At 41.2% G+C, this 23,979-nt stretch carries 6 protein-coding genes; 3 read left to right on the top strand and 3 right to left on the bottom strand.

Features of this window, described 5'->3' with window-relative positions:
* Positions 1-305: 305 nt before the first annotated feature.
* Together L1077_RS22250 and L1077_RS22245 are read right to left on the bottom strand one after the other, a co-directional pair.
* Positions 306-1,307: a sensor domain-containing diguanylate cyclase gene (locus L1077_RS22250; RefSeq protein ID WP_237139057.1), complete on the bottom strand. Its 1,002-nt coding sequence runs from the start codon at positions 1,305-1,307 to the stop codon at positions 306-308.
* A gap of 133 nt (positions 1,308-1,440) precedes the next feature.
* Entirely contained in the window at positions 1,441-4,599 is a 3,159-nt protein-coding gene (locus tag L1077_RS22245) for a M43 family zinc metalloprotease (RefSeq protein WP_237139056.1), read from the bottom strand.
* Between the two features lie 922 nt (positions 4,600-5,521).
* Between L1077_RS22245 and L1077_RS22240 the strand changes: the two genes are divergently transcribed.
* The gene (locus L1077_RS22240; RefSeq protein WP_237139055.1) at positions 5,522-7,192 is read left to right on the top strand and encodes a methyl-accepting chemotaxis protein; all 1,671 of its coding nucleotides are present in this window, start codon (positions 5,522-5,524) and stop codon (positions 7,190-7,192) included.
* Between the two features lie 37 nt (positions 7,193-7,229).
* On the opposite strand, the gene L1077_RS22235 is transcribed toward L1077_RS22240, so the two are convergent.
* Complete coding sequence (locus tag L1077_RS22235; RefSeq protein ID WP_237139054.1) at positions 7,230-7,394, bottom strand: hypothetical protein; 165 nt, start codon at positions 7,392-7,394, stop codon at positions 7,230-7,232.
* 838 nt (positions 7,395-8,232) lie between these two features.
* Between L1077_RS22235 and L1077_RS22230 the strand changes: the two genes are divergently transcribed.
* Complete coding sequence (locus L1077_RS22230) at positions 8,233-8,679, top strand: hypothetical protein (protein ID WP_237139053.1); 447 nt, start codon at positions 8,233-8,235, stop codon at positions 8,677-8,679.
* 28 nt (positions 8,680-8,707) lie between these two features.
* Complete coding sequence (locus tag L1077_RS22225; RefSeq protein ID WP_237139052.1) at positions 8,708-23,887, top strand: hemopexin repeat-containing protein; 15,180 nt, start codon at positions 8,708-8,710, stop codon at positions 23,885-23,887.
* The last annotated feature ends 92 nt before the right edge of the window (positions 23,888-23,979 follow it).

The raw sequence follows: 23,979 nt of genomic DNA, 5'->3' as shown, positions 1-23,979 counted from the left end.
TTCAAGCAATTTTGCTTTGTCGGTTTCAGTTAATTGGGTGCTTTTTGCATGTATACTTAAAGGAATAAAAATAAATATTAAGATCAGAGTTTTTACCATATTAATATATTCTTTGAGCGCCATAATAACAGCTGTTTGTCATTCCTTTTTAGATATTATACACACTTATAACATTTTTTTGTCGTTACTCATTTCTTACCTTGCGCGAGTATTTACGAAACCACTCAAAAATGAACTGGCCAGTTTACAAGGGCTTAATGCTTTTAGGTAAGCTGGATTTCACAAAGCTATACTTACAACCTTACTCAAATCGCAGTGGTTTGATTTCGGCCATTTTTCTTTGATTGATACAGGGCTTTGTCAGCTCGGTTGTAAAGGCACTCTAAAGAACTGTCTTGGTTTTGCACTGAGGTTACACCACAGCTAACTGTTATGATGAGGCTGTCGTCGTCATGTTTGAGCGCCATATCTTTAATAGCCTTTCTGATACGTTCAGCCAGTTTAGTTGCAAGGTCGACGTTTCCTTCCAACAAAATAACAAACTCATCTCCGCCAATCCGCATAAAGTGCTCTGATTTGCGGATCACTTGATTAATCACTTGGCTAAAAGTAACCAGTACTTGGTCACCAACATGATGACCATAATTATCATTAAATTGCTTAAAATGGTCGATATCTATCATGATCATAGAAAACGGTTGCTGATCTGTTTCCCACAGTTTAAGCAGTTCATTACCGACCGTATTTAGGCAGTGCCGGTTGTTTGCTTTGGTGAGTGGATCTGTTTCTGCTCGTTTTTTGTGTTCGGTGATCTCCATTTGAGCATGAATGTAATTGGCTAACCAATTAGCAATGCACTCTAATTGGGCACCATCTTCCGGCTTATAAGTGTCTGGCTCTAAACTACCTAAATTCAGTGTGCCAAAGCATGTGCCTGAGTGCTGTAATGGGGCATCAACACAGGACCCAAGGCCGCCCTTGTGTAGGATTTGGCAATCTAGGTCTTTACTTTGTGCTAGGTTATTGTTTATTTCCAATTGCTTATTGGAATAAACTCGGCCAACCATGGTGCTGCTGATGGGTAGAATGGTATTTGCCTCAATGGCGTTGTTGCCAAACAATGCGAACACTTCTAATGTTTCGTCTGAGCCATTATTCAAGCAAACACTTGCTCTATCTGACCCAATAATTTGCGGAAGCCAATTTGAAATTAAAGTTAATGTCTCATGCAAATCATTCGACTGCGACAACTCGTTTATAAATGTTATCGGTAGACAAATTGTGTCATGACTGGGTGAAGAAGACATACACATCGGCTAAAGGTGGTTGGTCACAGGCTTAGAGTATAGTTCAAGTACCAAAATCAACTAAGTTGGTGGGAGATAAAAAGCATCAACTTAAAAAGTCGATGCTTTTGGTGTAAAGGTTGAAATAGTTAGCCTATGGCTGCCTACATTGCTCACTATCAAAGTCGACAATGATACTGGTGTCTTTTGCATCACCAGAAACTTTTAAATATGACCAATACTGATTGCCAGCTGGGACCGTGATACACTCAGAAGTGGTACCAGAGTTAGACTCTGCATCTTTATCCCCATCACTTGGCCAGCCGCCATTTTTGTACAAGATATGTAAGTTGCTTTTGCCATGTGCAGTGGTGATGGCGATGTGATTTGCTGAGTCTACGCCGCCAATACTCAGCCAAAGTGTGCCATCATCACCAAGGCATGCGGCTTTTCCAACTTCTAACCGACCGCTAGAAATCGGTGATTGGGCTGCGCAGGCATTAGGCACAGGTTGTATTGCATCGTTTGGTTTGATGGTTACTGTATAGTCTTCAACCTCACCGTCGCCAATATCGCCGCAAGCCGAGACAGCTTCACCATTGTATTTCATTGCGATACGCATACGCGCTGATTTACCCACATTACCAGCTGGGATAGCGAGAGTGCCAGTGACAGGGCCTTTGTCAGATAGATTATTCAGTACTTGCTCGAATTGTTCAAATTTACCGTTGTTATTAAAGTCAATCCATGCAGCCCAGTGCTCTGTGTAATTACCACCTGGCGTTAAGGTAAATTGATTATCACCTTCGGTTAGCTCAATCACTTTTGAGGTAAAATCACTGTAACCGTTTGCTTGTGACGGATTACTGAATGCACCTGATTGCACATTGGCTATCCATTCATACTTGGTGTTACCTATTGCCTCGCAATAGCTCATGCTGTTTACGCTAACGCTCGCTTGGGCGCTATGGTTTAGACCATCGTTATCAGTGACGGTTAAGGTAGCGGTGTAGTCACCAGCCTCTGTATAGTTGTGGGTAGGATTTGCTGAACTACTGGATTGACCATCACCAAATTGCCACAGGTAACTGACAATGTTGCCATCTGGATCAGCCGAGTTATTGCTACTAAATTGAATTGGCTGTCCGGCTTCACCACTATAAGGGCCGTTTGCAATGGCTACAGGTGCAAGGTTCTGCGCTTTGATTTGACTTGTTGCAGTATCTGAGGCGGTGTTCCCGTCGTTGTCAGTGACGGTTAACTTCACCGAAAAAGTGTCAGCTCGGCTATAAGAGTATGATGGATTGGCCTCTGTTGATGTATTGCCATCTCCAAATTCCCACAAATAAGCTGTAATGCTGCCATTTGCATCAAATGAGCCTGCGCTACTAAAGCTGATTGGACTGTCAATCAAACCAGAGTAGGGGCCATTTGCTTGTGCGACTGGCAGCTCAGAATCGATAGCTCTTTCATAGTAAACAACAAGTGTTGCATCACTGTATTCTAAAAACGGGTCAATCAAAAGATTGAGTGTGCCACCGCCGGCGGATAATTCGCAGTATTCACTTAGTCTCGGTGCACTGAATGGCCCGCAATCAAATGTCTCTTTAGTGGGGATTGCGTTCATGCTGGCGTATAAATCAGGGTCGCCTTGATACCCGCCTGTCATTACCGCAACTGTGCGCAGTGCATCAGTTGGGATCTCGTATTGGTAGGTTTTAGGATCAGCGCCTTTTGCAGATTGTAAGTCTTTTACTTCGGCGAGAAAAACACGTTCGCAACCGGCGCAAAGCGTGTTGTCACTTCCTGATATGACACTGAGTGTTGCATTAGAATAAGCGCTATAAGCATCAATGGCGGCGTGATAGCGCTCGACACTTGATGGCGCTGACAAAGTCACTAATTCAGGAGAGCCTGCACTTCTAAAAGAGATGAAATCGGCATCCCAATTATCCCCTGTTTTAGTAGGAACTTTACCTTTTGAAACATACATATCCGGATCTTCATCGTATCCGTCAAGATAAAATGCGACGGCTTGCGTTCCCTCTGGGATTTGAATCTCGAAGTTATCAACTTCGCCTTTTGCACCGGATAGGTTAGTAAATGATTGGAGCACGTCGCCTTTGGGCGGTACGACTGCGCCTGAAGTGCCATCCCAAGGGTGGTCCGCGTTACTGGTATACTCGCCTAAGCCAGTGGCAATGAGATTGGCGTTTGACCAAAGTGTCGCGCGAGCAGGGCCGTGGAGGGCTGCTGTCATACGATCGACCTGATCTTTAGTGAACATGGCGTAGTTATCGGAGTAGTGCATGAAGTTTTCAGTATTGGTGGCTTGCCCTAAGCAGTTTTTGGCATTCTCTTGCAATATGCTGCTACTCATTTGTGGCGTATCACAGGCACCGTCGCCCGTGGCGTTACAAAACGCTTCTGAATGGATCGTACATCCACCATCAAACGTGTGAGGTAAATTTAACCAATGGCCAAATTCATGAGTTAATACAGAACGAAAGTTCTCATTGGTATTTGCGCCAATGTAATCGCCATTATAGACAACGCGTGAAAGTCCATTTTGCGACATGCTCAGCTGTGGGTACCAAGCAACGCCTGAATTATTGGTTTTACCATCATCATACAAGTCTTGTTGAACATAAATATTCATATACTTGAAATTGTCCCAAGCATCAGCGGCGATTTGCTCATCAACCCCGCTGCCTTTGCCATACCCAGCTTTTTCTGGGTAGCGAACGATCCCTGTTGTTGGTTGTCCATTTGGGTCGGTTTTGGCTAAAACAAACTCAATGTTGAGGTTTTCGCGGATTGCTTGGAATTCAGGGGAGATCGGGCCATCATCTATGATAAGCCCTAAAAAGTCTTGATTAGATTTATTCAGTCCATCGATGACTTTTTGCTCTGTCAGACAATAATTCCCTGACTCACAGTTATACCTATCCCCATAAATATGTACTACGACGGGAATATAATACCTTCCTGGTACACCATTGCCATTTTCCGCTGCTAAATCATCTTGGGTAGCAAGGGTATTCATGATGTGTGATGAGAAGCTTGAACTTATCTTTGCTTGTCGGGCGTTTTCTTTTTGAATTGCAGACCAGCTTTGGCTGTTATGGTCAGTGCCGCAGATTTGCCCCTCGTGTTTATGCGTGCTTAATTCAGCCATGCTAGTTTGTAATTGTTGGTGTTGTATACTTTCTCCAGCATAGGAATTAACCGATGCACAAAGCAGTGCTGCGGTGATGCAATTGAGTTTTAGCGCTTGTTTAGGCCATAAACAAGCTGTTTTGGTTAAAGACATGTTGTTCTCCTGTAATCTATTTTTATTGTTAATGAAAGGGAGAGTTTATTGGTTTAACTTGCACCTTAGTTAACAAATGGCATAGCTGCCTTACCTCTTGATTGTGATTTAAAATTTATATTTATTAGTTACTTAACGTGTTTGTTTATTTCAAAAACAAGTATCACTTTGTAATAAACGTTTCTTAACTTACATCAATGAAAATAAATTGTATACAATATATTTTATTTTCTAGGTTTGAGGCATATGTGAAGTTGAGTGAGTAAAATGATGATGAAATATATGAGGTTAAGATCGTTTTATGGGTTACTTTTTTAATTGTGGTAGGAATGGGTGTATGACAACTGAAGAAATACGTCCGTTAAATGTAGGGGGGTCGATACACGTTCCAGTGGATTATTATGGGTATGGATAAGCCCGTAACTTTGAATAAGCATGGCGTAGTCCCAGATCACTTAACAGAAAGTTAGTATGCTTTGGAACGGTCAATAACGTTAAGTACGCGGATTGATTAATTACCTGAAACCCATTCAACTATTTACTGCCGAGCTTTAGCTTTCAATACAGCGTGTTAGGAATTGAATAGATCTTCAGTGAATTACACTTAACTATCAAAAGCTACATGTAAATCAAGATAGTAAACATAAAACATAAATAAAAAACTTATATTAGAGTTTTTACTTCAACCCACCTTTAAAAAAACAACGATAGAATTAAATATTACTACCCATTTTAGGTAAGTCGTATTAATATTCGCCGCCTTTCTAGGAACGATTGAAAAATTGAACAGGATTTTGATTACTTTTTGTAGAAAAAGTTCACTGTAATTGACACTTCACAATGTGCGTTGTGCTGTCTATCAAGGTGCTCAAACTCTACCTAGTGATATCAAATTTGATTTGAATAGAGTAGTAATAGATCAATGACAACAAATCCTCGTTACAAAGAAGAAAAGCCGGCATTTCTTCGCTCGATACGTGTAAAATATTCGGCGCTATTTATCGCAATCTCTGTGTTCTTTATAGCAGTGGTTTCGATTAACTTTTTTCTTATATCTAAAACAGAAAAAAGCCTCAATGAAGTAGGTAATAAATTTAATCCTGCTATTTCTGCTGTGATCAATGCTGACAGAGACTTATATCAAGCCCACTCTGCGGAACAACACGTGTTGTACAGCGACAACCTATCGCAAAACTACGATATTATTTATAGAGACTATAAAGAAAATGCCAAACAAGCATTGGAACGAATGAATAAATATCGTGAACTGATGCGCGATTATCCAAGTGCACTGTCTCCGCTTTCTGGTTTTGATAGGCAGTATCAGACTTGGCTGGCGGAATCTCAAAAAGTGTTTGATTTGATGAACCAAGGGAATAAGACTGCGGCAATCAGACAAAGCGAAGGGGCAGCAACAAGAAGCTTTGATGCACTGAGAGATTATTTTAATGCAGCAGGTGAAAAGGCAGATACCATTAGTGAGCGTGTCAGCACACAATCTATAGCTGAAGTACAAAGTACTTTGACTGTGATTTTAGTCTTCAGCGCATTGGTTATTGCCTTGATTGTTGCGATTGGTTTGGTTGCACCGAAGCGAATGACCATTGCACTGAATGACTTAGTAGCTCAGCTGAGAGAAATGAGCCAAGGCGATGGTGACCTTACTAAACGTATAAACTCTACAAGGCAAGATGAAATTGGTGATGTTGCCAATGAGTTTGATAAATTTATTTCAGGCTTGTCTGAACTCATTCGCACCATAGTAGATGAATCTATGACCGTTGCACAGGGCGTAGAGTCACTTGAAAAAGGCGCTAAGCACATTCATGACACCTGCTCGGATCAACTACAGTCAATTGAAGTCATTGTAACGGCGGTGAATGAAATGTCGTATGCAATCAGAGAAGTAGCTGAAAATGCCAGCTCCACAGCGGAAGATTTAGCCGGTGTAAATAGGCTAACAGAAGAAGGCGCTAACATTACCAATAATACCGTAACAGAAATAAACCAACTGTCGGAAATTATTGAGCATGCAGCAGGTACTATCTCAACAGTATCTGAAGATTCAACGAACATTACTTCTGTGTTGGATGTGATCCGCGGAATTGCAGAGCAAACTAATTTACTGGCGCTCAATGCAGCCATTGAAGCAGCTCGCGCAGGAGAGCAGGGTAAGGGGTTTGCGGTAGTCGCAGATGAAGTCAGAACCCTAGCAAGCAAAACACAGCAATCGACAGAGAATATTCAGCAAATGATCGCAAACTTACAAAGCGGTGTAGAGCAAGCTGTAACCTCTATTGAACAAGGGAATGAGACAACGCACTCAACGGTGACGTGTTCAAACCAAACTTTAGCGTCTCTTGGTAAAATTGCTTCAGCGTCACAGCGTGTCTCTGATATGGCAATACAGACAGCGACGGCGACAGAAGAGCAAAGCAAAGTAACAGATGATATCAGCAGCAATTTAACGCAAATGTCGGAAGGTACGAGGTTAAATTTTGATACCGCAGTAGAAAATGGAGAAATTGCCGATCAAACTTTGTTAAGCGCACAGCGACTGCGTGAGGCCGTGGGTGGGTTTAAGCTGAGTTAATAATACTTGTTATATGAAAGGCTTTAGTGCAAGCCTTTCAATTTATCAATTCGTTTAAAAACAAGCATGAACACTGAACAGGTGTGGAGTAAATTGAACCTGCTCTATTTTGTACTTTGACAAACACCATGTTTACGGCATAAGGTTCAGCTTCTTTGATCATGCCGACTATCTGTGTTTCGGTGAACTTACTTTTTCGCATCGTAAAATTTCCCTCTTATATTGATAGAAATTCTACTTATGAACTGTTTCAGTTTTTGGGGTGTTACACTGAAGAGCTGTATTAAATCTAGGGCTGTTACAAAGGCACTGGAACCACTTCACTAGTAATCTTGCAGCGAACTACATTGTAGTCGATAGTACCGGCTTGCAAGGTAAACGTCGCCCGAACCACACCTAGCTATTGAATACGCTCTGCTTATAAAGCACGGCTCTGATCTCAATTCGGAGCTGAACATGTCTCACTGAGAAGCACACAATAAAAAATCAGGTTGGACTGGAACATAGTATTTTTGCTTCATATGTTTACAGCGATATACGATCTTACAACGCTACCTACCGGACACGATTGACTTATTTCATCGCAACAAAAAGTGTAAGTTAAAGCTTAATGTTTGAGTTGCTAGTAAATGATACCACTTACCAAAAGAAAACATATTTACGCTGTATTACCCGTACAAAACCGGCTTGGCCATTTATGGCACAGGCTAGAGGGTAAGCAGATTGGCATTATATTGGTATTATCCACTTCCTTTATTTTCACAGTTCATCAGTGCCTACGTCTTTCAAAGCAAATATATCTCCATGTCATCGCCTGTGATTGACATGGCGGAGCATGCCTAAAATCTACTTTTGAGATTCTCAGCACAAATAGTACCCAATATTCATTGAGGCCATAAACAAACTTTGCACCCAACTGCAAGTGCCTCTTTAACGGCGCATCTGCTCTTTCTCACCAGAAAAAGTTAACAGCATCATCCATTGCCTATGACTGGTGGTGGTGAAATTCATATTCAAAAAATACTCACTAAGGACAAACAATGTCTTCAACTCGTAACCTAACTAGTCTCAATAAATTTCTGAGAAAAAACAAGAAAATTGATTTTAGAAATACCAATTTAGCAAATGAAAAAAACATTAATGAATTTAATTGGCAAAGTCTGTTCGATGAAAAAAAGTCAATTCTCGAACAATTAAAATCATACCAGAGATTATTACGAATTCTCCCCTATAAGGATGAGACTTTTGAACCAGAAAAAATCGCCAAAAAACTATTAAAAAACGATTTTAAATCAGCACTTCAAATCGCTGAAATGCCAAAAAAAACATTCTTAAGTAAGACAACAAACATATTTAAAGATGATGATGTACTGGCAAACCAAGTATATCAAAACGCACTCTTCAAACGAAAAATCATTGCCCTTCAATATCTCAATAGAACACAACTATCAGAGCCTCATACACGTAGCTCAGGCCTTCATATATAACCGATTAACTTATTAGGATAAAAACAAAATGACAATTAAAAATGACTTTCCCGACTACTCAGGTTTATTTGGAGGTGTTAATTTCAAAACAGGTGATGACGCTCGCTCTGTATACTCTCCCGCGGCCTACCTGACTGATCTACTGCAGATACTGGACGATGAATTTGTTGATGACGGCAGTGCAAAAAGCGTAGATTTGGATCAACGTCGTAAAGACATTAAATCAATCCTGCTTGATGATAAAAATACAAACACCCTAATTCCCTACTTAGAAATAGTAAATGAGGTACTCGAAAGTAAAATACCAGGGGATGCTTATCAAGCGATGAAAGGTGCCAATTACCCATTTAATATGCCATTCTCGCTAGATAACGAAAAAATTAAAAATAGCTTAAAACACTTAGGTATTTCTTATGGCGAGTTGTATAAGCTATTTGCGACCACTCGAGATTATCATCAAGTTGCGCAAGATTATTTAGGTTTATCACCGGAGGAGTATGTCACACTAATAGAAAACGACTCTCCAGCGTCGTTAGAGCACATTAAGGCATGTTTTGGCTATAATGGTGATGATTTCATCCATCATATGTCAAAACTCGAAAATCTGCTGGATAGCACCGAATTAGCGGCACCTTCTGTCAGAGAAGTACTATACCAATTACTTTATATAGATCCTGAAAATCATGTTTTGGTCGAAAGTGGACGAAAGGGTTTTTATATCAACCAAAATTTACAAGATGCAGGTCTCGTATACCATTCCGGCTATGCTACTTTGAGTGAAGATGAAACCACTTTGCATTGGTACAGTCTGATTGATTCACAACATCATGCACTACCAGTGCAATGGTTTGAGCGATTCAATCGATTTGTTCGATTGGCGCAAAAATCAAATATTACTTTCACTGAACTAGATCGCATCCTGACGACTTGCTGTCGTATTAACAATACAGCGACTTTAAATAAAGAAACTCTGACTCGCATTTCGCAAGTAGTTCAGTTGCATAAAGTGAATGAACAACCAATTGACACTGTCCTTGCCATCATTTCGGCAATCAATTATCAAGGTCAGGGAAATGAGGCACTTCCGAATGATCAGTTCAACCAAATTTTCAACCACCCTTGTATCGAAGTAGACAATCGTTATATTCATATCAGTGATGTCATGGGGTCAATTCCCGCACAGTACACAGACACCACCTATAACGAATATACCCTCCTAGAGTATCATACTGACTTATTTTCAGAAGAAAACGCTGAATATAGAAAACGCTTGTATCACACGCTTAATTTCTCTGAAACGGATCTCGTCAATATTACTCAATATTTAGAGTACAAGGGAGCCGTGGAAAGTTCATTGTGGAACAAAGTGGATAAGGAGTGGGAGCTGCTTAACACACTTTATCGGGTTCATGCGCTGTCTAATTGTTTAGATGTGCATTTCCTTGAACTTTTCAAAATGTTTGAATTGTTGGAGAGAGACCCATTTATCGGTCGTTATGACCCACATGATTACTTTATTTATCAGATGCCTAGTACGCAAAAGTGCTTTGATATTTTTGTAAGTGACGATATCAACAACCGACTTTGGCTAGTGGAGTCGTTGTGTGTGCTAAAAAAATGGATGTCTGAACTTGGCTATTCAACAGATCTACTGTGGCAGATCGTCAATAACTCCCCTTTAAATGATAGCGAAAAAGATGCACAAAAAGCGATTGATTTAAACTTATTCAACACCTTGTTACAAACTATAGAATCGCTAAAATTAACGCCTGACGTATTAGAATTAGCACTCAATGATACGCGTGCAGCACGCTTTTCCTATGAACTAATCACGACGAATAAGAATACACATTGTGATCTTGATGAGCATATGAATGGTGTAAGTAATTCACACAAAAAATTGCTAAAACAACAATTAATTGAGTACACCCCAAATGCCAGTGAAGACTTAGCGAATGCTTTTATTCAACAATTAGAGCAGATCACAAACCGTGAATTTATGGGATTACCGCTATATGAAAAGTTGCTTGAAAAGGTTTATCGAAACTTGATCAATCATCAAGTAATCGATGGCAATGGCGCTATTCTTATTAGTGGAAAAGATACTGATGATATCATTGATGAGGATGACTTTAGCCTTGAGTATGACTTCAGTCACTATAGTGACCAGCTGTACGCTTTACTACATGAAGTTTATCAAGAGCAAGCACAGAACAATCCGGATGAGGTTGAAATTCAGATATTTGTCTCTGATTTGAGAAAGTTAGACCTGACAACAGCAGAAGCCAAAGAGCTTTATGATAACTTAATCTTTAATGGCTATATTGATGAAGAAGGCCATGTAAGAAACGCGTCATTGTTTAGTCAGACGCAATCAGAAGCACCGATAATACTTCAAGCAGGATTAAATGAATTAAGCGCATATATATATGAGCACATCACCACACAAGTCAACAAGTTTAAGGCCTGCCAAATTCATATTAGCGAGCAAATATTTTCTCATATTTCGCTTAAACCTGTTGCCCTGCAAGATTTAATGACCAATTTACAGGTTAATGGTTATATCGATTCAGAGCAACAACTCATAGATCCTTTACGTTTGATTGATGCAACAGCCGAAACACTCAATTTAGACCTACAGTTTTACCCCTACCGTCAAAAAATTTATGAGGCATTGCAGGAGGCCATTGCTCAGCACAAAGAGGCATTCTTATCAGTTGAACGTGCTTATTTGTCTGAAGTGTCAGCAAAAACAGTTTCGCGCTGGATCCATGAAGACTTGCAGCAAAACTACTTACACGGTGATCATATCCGCCTTCGAGCAATTGCGAGCTCATTCTTTCTTGCCCCTGAAAATAAGTCTGATTTTAATTTACGGCACTATTTTGATGAAACAAGCACAGAGATTATTTTCGAGCATATTGCAGGTATCGTCGAGTATGCAGATAAATATAGGCTCAGCGAGCAACCTCTCGTGACATTGGGATTTAGTGACGCTGAAATAGAAGGTGTTAAAATTGCGCTGCAAAACATGGATGTCCTCACATCAAGCGGCATGCTTACTCCTGAGCAGTTTTCATTCTTTTTGGTTGCAGAAAATGCTGCGAATTTTAGCGTGGCTGGATTTGAAGATTTTGATAAAGAAATATTCTTTTTACTTTATGAAATTGCAAACAACATCGAAAACACTCTTATAGCAATCGATAGTGCCTTAGAGCAACAACGAGACAATCAAGAGAGTTCAGTTTTAGCAATACTCAAGAATGTATTAGGCATAGACGAGCCGGCCTTAAAAAATCTGACACAAGCGTTTTTTCAAACCGATGAGAATCTACATATCGCTTGGCTGCGTCCTTTGATTGAGTCTGCCGATGCGCTCAACACTATGCATGACCTACCCAAGGATAAACACTATTGTCAAACGGTAAGCCGTATTCGTCAGCTTGCTCTATTAATCAAAAAACTACAACTGACGGCGGAAGAAATAGATCTTTTTTTAAAGGATCAAAGCATCTTAACTAAATTCCCAGAAGCGCTTAAATTGCCAGAAGGTATCACATCAATCGACGCAGTCCTAGAATCTGAAGATTTTCTCTATTTATTTAAAAATGATGAGTTTTGGCTATATCAGTCCCATGACCACAGCATGATTGACAAGAAAAATCTGCAAGCGGGTATCAGCGACTATGATGATGAACTTATTGAAAAACAACAAGACAATGAAGCATTACAAAAACGACTAAAAGAAGACCCTATCCGACAGCTATTTGCAAAAGAGAATATCTCTCAAGTTGATGCCAGCTTTATCGACTCACAGGGAACCTGGTGTGTGATATCGGGTGAATACCATTACGTAAAGTACGCTGATTCAGATACATGGGATAAGCGCGATAACCGTTTTGGTGAAGTCGAAAGTGAATTCGATAATCTTGAGTGGATAGATAGTACTTATGTCGATACGCAAGGAAAGTTATATATCTTTTCTAAAGATAAATACGTTCGTTACTCAAATACTCAAGCGCAGCAACTGGTGATGGACCCAGGTTACCCTAAGCATATTGCACAGCACTGGAATGACGAAAATCAACCGATCCAATTACCCGGTTCACTCATTCAGCATTTAGGTCCACTTATTGATGGGACAGATAGGATGAGTTATGCGTTTTCTGGTAATCAATTTGTTTCCTCTGAGGATGGGCAATTACACCATGTAAGTGAAAAATGGGGACATAAAGAGCATAACTTTGGCCCATTAAGGAATATTGATGCGGCCATGACAATGGATGGCGACTATATGCTCTTTTCCGGTAATAAAGTGGTTAAATATAGTGGCAGTATAGAGCTGGCAAACCTTCAGCCAGATACAGGTTACCCAAAAGCACTCTATCAGGAGTTTGATGCACTACCGAATAAGTTTGGCGACGGAATAGATGCAGCCTTGCAAGGTGTGGATGCCCGCACATACCTTTTCCATGACAATGAGTTTGTTACGATAGAAGGCAGCACCACGAGCCCAATAGCAAAAACTGCGCAGCAATGGGGAAAGGTGGCAAACGAAATTGAAACGTCAGGAATCATAGACGCAGCGCTAGTCGGTTTAGATGGTAGAACTTACCTGTTTTCAGGTGATCTATATGTGCGTTACTCAGGTGAGGCATATGATGAAGTTGATGATGGTTTTCCTCGTAATATTGCTCAGGACTGGGAAGGTTTAACGCAAGTGACTGCGGCATTTGTGCTTGGTAATAAAACTTACCTGTTTGGACGGAATGAAGATAACCAGCCTACCTATGTACGCTATTCAACCATACATTTGGAAGAGGACGATTTTCTGAAAGCAGACCAACGTGATCCCCACGCAAGAAATTTAGAAACTGTGCTCAAATACAGAGCGGATGTGGATGAGATTGAAGTCTTTCCCGCAGCAATGGATGATAAATTTTGGTCTTTACCGGCCAGTGTCACACAAGGGGAGGATGATTTTCAAATTGATGCTGTGATGAACGGACCAGACGGCAAAGTTTATCTATTTTTTGGTAACCATTATATCGAACATCATCATGCTAATCGATGGTGGTCTGAACCCAAGTTATTAACCGAGAAATGGCAACATTTGCCGCAAGAGTTGAATAAGGTCGCTGCCGCTTTTAGTGGAAAAGATGGGAAAACTTACCTGTTTTTTGACAATAAGTTTATTCGTTTTAGCAACAAAAGTTTGGAAAAAGTAGACAATGGCTATCCCAAACTAACAAATAAGTATTGGGGTAAGGTGCGCAATACGATTCAAGAAACAGGTCAAGTTGATGCCACACTGGTTGTTGAGTCTCGTTGGCAAGAGCTTAATAAACAAGGAACCTTAACCGACTTTGTTGAAATGCATACTTATCTGTTCTCAGGCGATCAAATATATCGTTATAAAGGTAGCGATTATTCAAGTGTTGAACCAGGCTACCCGAGATCTATCCATCGCCTTAAAGATGAACCTCGTTTTAAAGGGTTAGAAACTGAGTTTCCTAACGGACTGGACGCAGCTTTTGCAGATCAACGTCAAATATACCTATTTAAAGATGATAGTTTTCATGTCGTGATTGGCGATGAAGAAAGCTATAAAAAGTATGAACACGAAAAATTAACCAATATTCAAGCCATAACTCAGGAAAAGGGCGATGTTTATGTGCTGGGCAAAGAAGACAATGCTCGTTGGCATAAATTTAACCACTTGGAATCCAGTGCGCTTAAAACGGTGCCGGCCTTACCGCGAATGGCCGAAAAAGCACAAACAGCGTTGAGTGATGCGATTTCTACAATTTTAAATACGCCAGATGGCAACAGTTATGTTTTTGCTGGGGATAAATATTTTGATACTTCACTTGGTTTGAGTTTTAAAACAAGCGAGGTGTGGGGGCGCTCGCTTAATCCAATTTATGATCAGGATAGTTTGGATGCGGCTTTTGTTGGCCGTGACGGGGTGACCTATGTTTTCTCAGGCGAATGGTTTGTCCAGTACGATACATCAGATTATACCAATAGTACGGTTATGTATCCGCCAAGAAAAATAAGTGATAAATGGCATGGGCTGAAAAATGTCGCATTAGCTTATGTATGGAAAGACACAACCTATTTATGTGAACACCCTGATAACGAAGGAAACTTCCGCTTGCTTCGTTATACAGATGAAGATTACAGCAGACCAGATCCAGGTTATCCACAAATCGGCGGCCCAGATTTTTGGCAGATCCCAGAGGCCTATGCTCAAGAAGGGTTTGATACACTAGATACTATTTTTGTACTCGAAGATAACTTGATATTTATCAGCGACCAAGAATTTATCCGTTTTAATCTAAAGCATGAAACTTGGAGTTATCCGCAGCCACTATCGCTCATTTATCCCGGTATTCCCTTTAATAAAACTGATTTTCAGGACCTGAAATCTGGCTTTGTTGGGGCTGATGGTAAAGCGTACTTCTTCAATGAGCACAGCTTTATAAGTTGTATAGGCGACGCCTGGACACAGCCCAAAAATATTAAAGACTACTGGGGTAAACAAACCAATATATTTGAAAACGGGGTAGATGCAAGCTACGTCGCCTCGGATGGAACGAGTTATCTTTTTGCTGGTAATCAGTACGTTCGTTATAGCATTTCTCTCGATATGCCTAATGACTACCGCTATGTAGATGAAGGTTACCCTAAACACATAGCCACTTATTTGCACGAAGAACCTGCGTTTTCAGCGCTACCTAAAATGTTTCAACAACACTTGGATACGCTAGAAGCTAACAATGAAAGCCATTACTTTTCAGGTTTTTGTGATACAGGGCGCAGTTTGTACGTATTTAGTCAAGATAGCCTACATACTTGGTCAGAAAATAAGTATGAAGTGTACTCCATTGAAGGGTTAGGCCAAGTTGAAAACAACTTCACACAAGGAGGGGTAGTTGATGCTGCCTTTGTGAATAAAGACGATAAATTAACCTATTTATTTTCTGGTGAGCAATACATTCGCTATTCCGGTGATGAATATAGATTTATTGATGAAGGTTACCCAAAACTGATTGCACAGGACTTGGCGTCTGAATTGGGGGTCAATGATCTGCCCGAATATTTTAATGACGGGATAGATGCAGCTTGCTACTTACCAGACCAGGCTCTCTTTTTATCAAAAGATCGCCAATATTTAGCTGTTTATGCTGGTAATACTTCCTCTGGAGATATTAAAAACCTCATTGGGAAAATGGAAAATGCATTCACTTTAGACCCTAAGATAGACGGTGCTTATACCGATGCGCAAGGTGCTTTATATGTGTTTAAAGGCACTCAATGTATTCGATATAGTGATACGCAAAAGTTGCTTTCATTGAATCGATACAATGATGCCTGTTATACCGATACTGGCTTCCCACAGAATATCAATGAACACTGGTCTAGGTTAGATGATGAAATCTTGCCTTCTTCAGGCATAGACAGTGTCTTCAAATTAAATGATCAGGTTTACTTTCACACCGCTCAGAGCTTTGTAACTTATGAGGCTGATTTAAGCGATAAAGATGAAATTAAACCGTCTCAGGTATTGGCATATCGATTTGGTACTTGGTCTGATTATTTGCTTAGTGATATTCAGGCTATCAGCCAATTTAAAGCACTGAATGAGCGTTATACCGGGGGAGAACTTTCATTAACTGAGTTAGTCACAGGCATTAATGGACAGGTTAAAGAACCCTACATGCAATTTGCGGCTATTTTCGGCTTTGAAAAAGAGCAGGTTCGCTGGTTAAAGCAGCATAATGCCTTTTTACCAGGGCCGAACAACGCATTAGAAACGAAATTTGATATAGAACAAGTATTGCGTTTGTATCATATTTTGGCCACAACACAGCGCCTTAATGTAGAGGTTATACCGCTTTATAAGAACCTCTGGCAAAATTTATATGGCGCGATGCGCAATGATGCAAATGCAGCTCTGGCGGCTAAAAATCTTCTGCTACAAGTCGGTTGTGATAACAATTATCAGGTATTAGCCAAGCAAATTAATCGTGAGTTAAATGCACTTAAACGGGATGCACTGGTGCCATATGTGATCTCTCAAGATACAAGTATAGATAACACTCGGGACCTGTATCAGAAACTGCTAATTGATATTCAAATGGACTCAAGTGCTGAAACCTCACGTGTTAAAGAGGCTACAGCTGCATTGCAGTTGTATATGCATCGCTTTTTTGTCAATTTAGAAGACTTACAACTGGATGCGGTTGATCAGCATACAGCACGTGAAGATTTAAAAGAACGCTGGGAATGGTTAAAGAGCTACCGGGTCTGGGAAGCAAACCGAAAAGTTTTTCTTTACCCAGAAAACTATTTACGCCCAGAACTAAGAGATACGATATCTCCTGCATTTAAAGGTCTGCAAGAAAGTTTGACGCAAGGAGAATTAACTGAAGAGCTGGTAAAAGATGCCTACATAAAATATTTAGATGCGTCAACAGAAGCTTGTCAATTAAATATCGCAGGAGGGTATGTTTATGACGACCAACAGAGTAACGATAAAAACTTGGCCTTATTTGGCCGTACTCGTACAGCTCCTTATCGTTACTCTTATCGATTTGCTTCGTTGGTTAATGGCAGTAGCAGAGCGATAAAGTGGCAACCTTGGCAAGAACTGGATATACAAATTCCCAGTGAAAATGTGGAGCCTATCTATGCCTTTAATCGCCTATTTGTATTTTGGACAGAACTTGAAGAAACGATCCCCAATGCGGCTTCTGGTTCAGTTAATATTAGCGAAAGTGGCAGTACTTTTAGTGCGTCTTCCGGCAACAATGTGCAGTATCGCATAAATGTTTATTACTCATTTTATAACCTGAATAAGACCTGGTCTCGGCCACAATTATTAAATACGAGTGGCTATTTATATCGTTCTTTTCGTATCTATCAGAACCAAATAAAGCTTTTTGTAAAAACACTTGTCAATCACGAAGGGCTAACTGAAATACGTGCAACAGTGCGTTGCAAGAACTTGGGCAGTTACTACCATTCAGGCCATGGGCATTATCATTATCATTATTACTATTATGATGCATATCCCTCATTTAGCCTGACCTCAGAGTTAACAAGCCGTTATGTAGGAAATTGGCCAGTTGGTAATCCAGGTCAAAGTGTGTTTAGGAAATTATTCCCCAACGAAGGGAATATAAGCGAGAACAACGCGATTATGCTCAGTGGCCAAGATAGCTCGGTAGACAGCCCTTGGTTTGCCTATAATCATCATAAAGGCAGCAGTTTTCTGGTTAAGCCTGATGTTGTTTCATTGCCTGACAATGTTTGGCCTACAGCTATCACACACAGTAATATGCCTACTTCGGCTACCATTACCGCAGCGTTTCAGGTGGCAGATAACAGCGATGTTTACTTCTTTCTCGCGGATAAAACCTATCAAGTTTTATCCGAAAATGGCACGCAACTATCTGATGCTAAACCCATTAACAGCCGCTGGGGAATGCAATTTTTAACCGAAATGCAGACAACAAAAGCAGTTGATTCAGCATTTGTGATGGATAAGGATATCTATTTGACGCTTCATGAAAAGCTCTATAGATATGATGACAATGCTATAGCGTTTTTAGCCGAAGAACCTCAGCCTCTGAATACCTTGATTGCCGATATACCAGCAAACTGGCATAACGTGGATGCTGGTTTTAGCCGAAATGGAGAGGTATTTTGGTTTAATAATGAAGCCGGCGATGTGCTCAGCAGAACAGGCGGAAATATTCCTCGAAGTATTAGAAGTCAATTTGCATTACCCAGCCAAAGTAATGGTGGAATCATTGATAGACTTGATCATGCAGTTGTCTATAAAGATGTAGTTCATATCATTCGAGACAATGTATACGAAACTTACTCGAATGATGGAGCCAGTGAGGTTTCATCTGAAGCAACAATGCAAAAGATTGCCAATTCGCTTACCGGTACCACAGTAACTGGCCTGCAAGGTGCAAATGAAACTGTTACTGGAATGATGGTATTAAATGAGGGTGTTTGGTTACGAAGTGATAATCACAGTAATATTGTAGATGGACCAGCCTCCTATATTTCCACAGTTAATGACGTGGATCTGGTAGGATACTGGCCTCTCGCAGGGAATGCCAATGACTATCATGAAAATAGTTCCAGTAATAATGGCACGAATCAAGGCGGAGCTAACTGGATATCTGTTACAGATTGTCCCATTTCAAATGGAGATCCGATGTATGTTTTGGATTTGGATGGGGAAAGTGGATACATCAATATTCCCTACAGTTCGGAGCTGCAATCTCTCGAAACTGTTACTGTCGAACTATGGGCAAAGTTAACCCCACTAGAGTCGAGACAGATGCTGGTTTCCAACTCGAATCTCTCGCTACAAGTCACCGACGAAGGGAATATGTACTTTGTATATGGTGGCACGACCATAAGCCGAACGGATGCCAATGGCATAGATGTAAATGATAATGCCTGGCACCATCTGGCGGTTGTCTATGATTCTAGCGGCAACGTTAGACACTATATCGATGGCAACCTTGAGTACAGCGCCAACTACGGCTCCTACAGCCTTCAGCCTTTTACATACCCTTTAACTATTGGTATGGAAAATGTCTATGACCGCTTCTATACCAAAGGCCAAATTGCTGAAGTAAGAATTTGGAAATCAGCCCGGACTCAGCAACAGATACAGGCAAATATCAACAGGAGTCTGCTGAGTCAGGAGGCTTCCTATCCACTTCCCTTCAGTGAAGCTACCAAAGAGTGGAAGTCAGGGTTAAGCTACAACGACAGCAGCAAAACAACCACTATTGCGTTTTATGAAGGTGGGATAGCACGTGCTTGGATAGATAATACCCCCGTTACTTTTGGTGGAAATGGAACCTTTGAGCATGGGTTAAATGTCACCTCAAGTTTTGTTTCCAGTAATGGGAAAAACCTCATCGTAGTCACTGACTCAGAGATCTACCATATTTTCGACCACATTCAGTCACCGGATGAAGTTCTAATCCAACTTAAAGAGGGTAGCAATCAGGGCAAGCTGGAGCATTTACAAAAAAAAGTCTATCTGGGGGATGTAATGCAGCAAAACCCGATTTGGGCGAATAACAGTGTAGATGCGGCATTCATTGGCACAGAGTCGTTGGGTGAAAAAGATGCTCTTTACTTATTTAGCGGTAACAAATACTGTCGTTATTCACCAAATAATGAGGGACAGTTTGCGCCATATGCTGATAACGGCTATCCAAAAGGTATTGTCAATAATATCGAAGGATTTCCGGCTAACTGGCAACAAGTCGACGCCGCTTTCACAGCAACAGATGGCACGAGTTATCTGTTTAACAATGCAACCAAGCGCTACTACCGAAGTGATACTGCTCAGATAGAAGCCATCGATAGGTGGGGAACCTACCTTTCAACAGACTTGATGCGCGAACAGCACGTGAAGGCCGCATTCTGTAACGATAAGTACCTCTATTTGCTAACGGATAAAGAATACTATCGCTACACGTTAACAGCAGAAAAGCAGATCCCCGATGTCATAGACTCGGATTATCCTAAGTTATTGCCAGAACTGGCTACAGAAGATCCATCGGATAATGATGAACCGGCTTCAACCAATATGGCTGAACCAGCAGATGATGAGTCAGCAACAGGGCATGTCAGTGTTGATGCCATTTTCTCATTAAACGGCAGTACTTATGCTTTGCAGGGGACGCAGTACCAAAAACTAGCGTTAGTCGATAGTGCGCTTGAACTGGACAACCTTAAACAGGAAGACTTTCAACCACTCACAGGTACTTGGGGAAATATACCAACCGATATTAGGCAACATGGATTAAGTGCAGCCTTCAATGCCAGCTATGCGGGTTCAAAGGTACTGACCTTTATCCAGAATGAAAACTACATAGAGTATCGCCTTGAAAGTGACAGTGCCTTGCCCTACGTCAATACGGATGTTAAATACGAGTTGATCCGGCTAAGTTCCAGTACCGCAGAGCAATTAAATCAGGTGCTGTTTTCTAGCGGGGTAGAAGGCTTACTGAAAATGTCGACTCAGGAAAAAGATGAATCGCCAACAATCAGTTTTGCGCCAAGCAGCGGGAGAAACATTCAGATGAATGTATCTCAATTTTCAATTGAGCCAGTTAACTCACATCTGGATTTTAATAGTGCCAACGGGCTTTACTATTGGGAAACGTTTTTCCATGCGCCGTTTTTGATTGCCCAAACGCTCAATGCCAATCAAAAGTTTGAGCAGGCCAAACAGTGGTTTGAGTATATTTTTGACCCAACAGAGCCCGGCGATTATTGGAAGTTTCTGCCCTTCTTGGCAGCAGATCCTGACGCCATAATGGCAAGCTTGTTGAACGATTTAGAGCAATTAGCTCTGATCTCCGGTCTGAACGTTAGTCACATACTCACCTACCAGCAAAGCTTAGCGTCTAGGTTAGCCCCTTATCAGGCGGTTTTTCTTGGCTTGAAAGACAAAGCATTGTTTGAAAGTGAACTTACTGACGATCAAAAGCTAGCCAATTTAACCCAGTGGCAGGAGTATAGCCAATTAAAAAATGCGATTGACGGCCTAACCTTGCCAAGTCAACCAAGTACTAAAGAAAAGGAAACATTTAAACGACACTTAGATGGTTTTAAAGAGGGTCTTGCCCTTGTCGCAAAGCTGGATCGCCGTATTGACCTAATGAGTAATTACACTGCTCAGTTGGCAACTTATCTGGACGACCCTTTTGACCCGCACGCTATCGCTTCATTGCGACCACTTGCTTATCGCAAGGCCATCGTCATGCGATATATCGACAATTTGTTGGATTGGGGTGACATGCTGTTTCGCCAATACACCAGAGAGAGCATTAATGAAGCCAGAATGCTTTATATATTGGCTTACGATCTGTTAGGTGAAAAGCCTCAAAACATGGGGAAAGTCGTATTAGAAGCACCTAAAGCCTATAAGGATTTCAAGCACTATAGCGGCAATATGCAAGAAAACTACGACTTTCTGATTGACATGGAAAACTTGGGTACGGTGGCAAACTATGAACCAAGCTTAAGTTTTGCTGCCACGCAGTTTGATACCATTACGCGTCCATATTTCTTCCTTAAAGAAAATGATTTGTTTACTGAATATTGGCAGCGTGTTGAAGACAGGCTCTACAAGATTCGCAGCAACTTAAATATTGATGGTGTAGCTCAGCCACTACCACTGTTCCAACCCCCCATTGATCCTATGGCGTTGGTGAATGCCGTTGCGGGCGGTGGCAGTGTTGCATCTGCCGTTGCCGCGGCTGGCGGGGCTGGTACAGTGCCAGACTACCGATTTGATGTGATGTTAAGCAAAGCGCGCGAAATTACCAGCAAACTTGCCGGTTTCAGTGATGCATTGATGTCAGCGCTTGAAAAGAAAGATGCTGAAGCTTTAAGCATACTCCAAGGCAAGCAAGAGTCGGCCATGCTCAATGTTGCGAAACAGGCTAAGCAATACCAAATTAAGGAAAGTGAGATATCGCTGGATAACTTACAAGCAAGCCTTAAGCGCGCCAAAGAGCAACTAAAGCATTATGATGAGTTGATTAATGATGGCTATTTAGACGAAGAGAAACAACAACTTCGCTTAATGAATGCAGCAACAGGCCTTACCAGTGCTGTTGCGCTTGGCCACCTTGCAAGTGGTGTTTCCTATATGTTACCGCAAGTTACGGTTGGCGCGTTCAGCTTTGGCGCAACCTCAGGTGGTACCAATTGGGGAGCCGTCGCAGGCAAGTTTAGTGAGGCGCTGCAATCCACTTCTGAGGCTGTAAGCACAGCAGGTGAAGTCGTTGGTATTAAAGCCCAATTTGAGCGGACCAAGCAAGACTGGGTATTGCAGCAAAAAATGTCAAAGTATGAAATTGAGCAACTGAGGCATGAGATACGAGCACAAAAAGAACGTATTAAAGCCTCACAACATGAATTAGTACTGCATGACCAAGAGGTTGAGCACAAAAATGCGATTAATACCTTTATGCAAGAAAAATACTCTAATGAGCAGCTTTATAGCTGGATGAGTGGCAAGCTTTCAGGGTTATTATTTCAAACGTATAAAATGGCGCACGACTATGCCAAACAAGCCGAACAGGCATTTATTTATGAAAAAGGCCTAAAAGCGGGAGAGGTGAATTATATCAATGGCATGTACTGGGATAGTTCACAAAAAGGTATGTTTTGTGGGCAATCACTGGAGCTCGATTTAGATCGTATGGATAAAGCTTATATGGAAAATAATGGCCGCAGGCTTGAGATCACCAAAAGCATATCTTTGCTGGAATTGAACCCGCTCGCTCTGTTGGATCTACAAAGCAAAGGAGAATGTACTTTCCGCTTAAGCGAAGAGCTGTTCGACTATGATTTCCCCGGGCATTATAACCGTCAGCTCAAAACCATTTCGGTGACCTTCGAGTTACCTCAGGGGCAAAAAGTGAATGCAACACTGACGCAGCTAAATTCTAAGTTAGTGATGGCACCAGACATTAAAGCGGTTAAACACTTAATGGACCCAAGTAACGAGGCGACCACTAATGTGAGAGAAAACTGGCGTGCCAATCAGCAAGTTGCTTTGTCTCATGTTGACGAATACACAGAAAACAACGGCCTGTTTGAACTGAACTTCCATGATGAACGATACCTGCCATTTGAAGGCACCGGCGCGGTATCAAACTGGCGTTTGGCGCTAAATGGTCACAAAGGCAGTTATAACCCCGATGACTTAGTGAATGTCATTATTAAAGCTCGTTACACAGCCGAGCAAGGCGGGCAACGCTTTGCTAATGAAGTCAAAGGGTTACTTAAGCCTTATCATGCCAACACTGTGTTTGATATGGCAAACCATTTCCCTCACGCTTGGCTCGGTTTAACACAAGGAGGAGAAACTGAAGTACAGATCCAGCTAACGCAAGATATGTTCCCAAATATGAGCAGCAGCAAGGTAATCGGAATGTTGGTGCGTTACCAGTATGCTGAACAATCACAAGGGGCCGTGCTAAACATTAATGATGCATTGCAGCTGAATAATGTGACATACATACAGCCGAGTAACCTCAACATAGATAAAGCAGGCAGCCAATGGACACTGTCATTAAAAGGTGATCCAACAGGACTACAAAATGCAGAAATGGTAGTGGTGTATAAAGCCAAGGTATAAGCCTAAAAAAACCTACTAGCCGTAACTTACCCGGGCGTTCTCGCCCGGTTATTTTTGCAAGCTATTACTGAGTTAGCGCCATCAATAACGCT

Source organism: Pseudoalteromonas luteoviolacea, assembly GCF_021654285.1.
Taxonomy (GTDB): Bacteria; Pseudomonadota; Gammaproteobacteria; order Enterobacterales; family Alteromonadaceae; genus Pseudoalteromonas; species Pseudoalteromonas luteoviolacea_J.
This window is presented reverse-complemented; position numbering and strand designations above follow the sequence as displayed.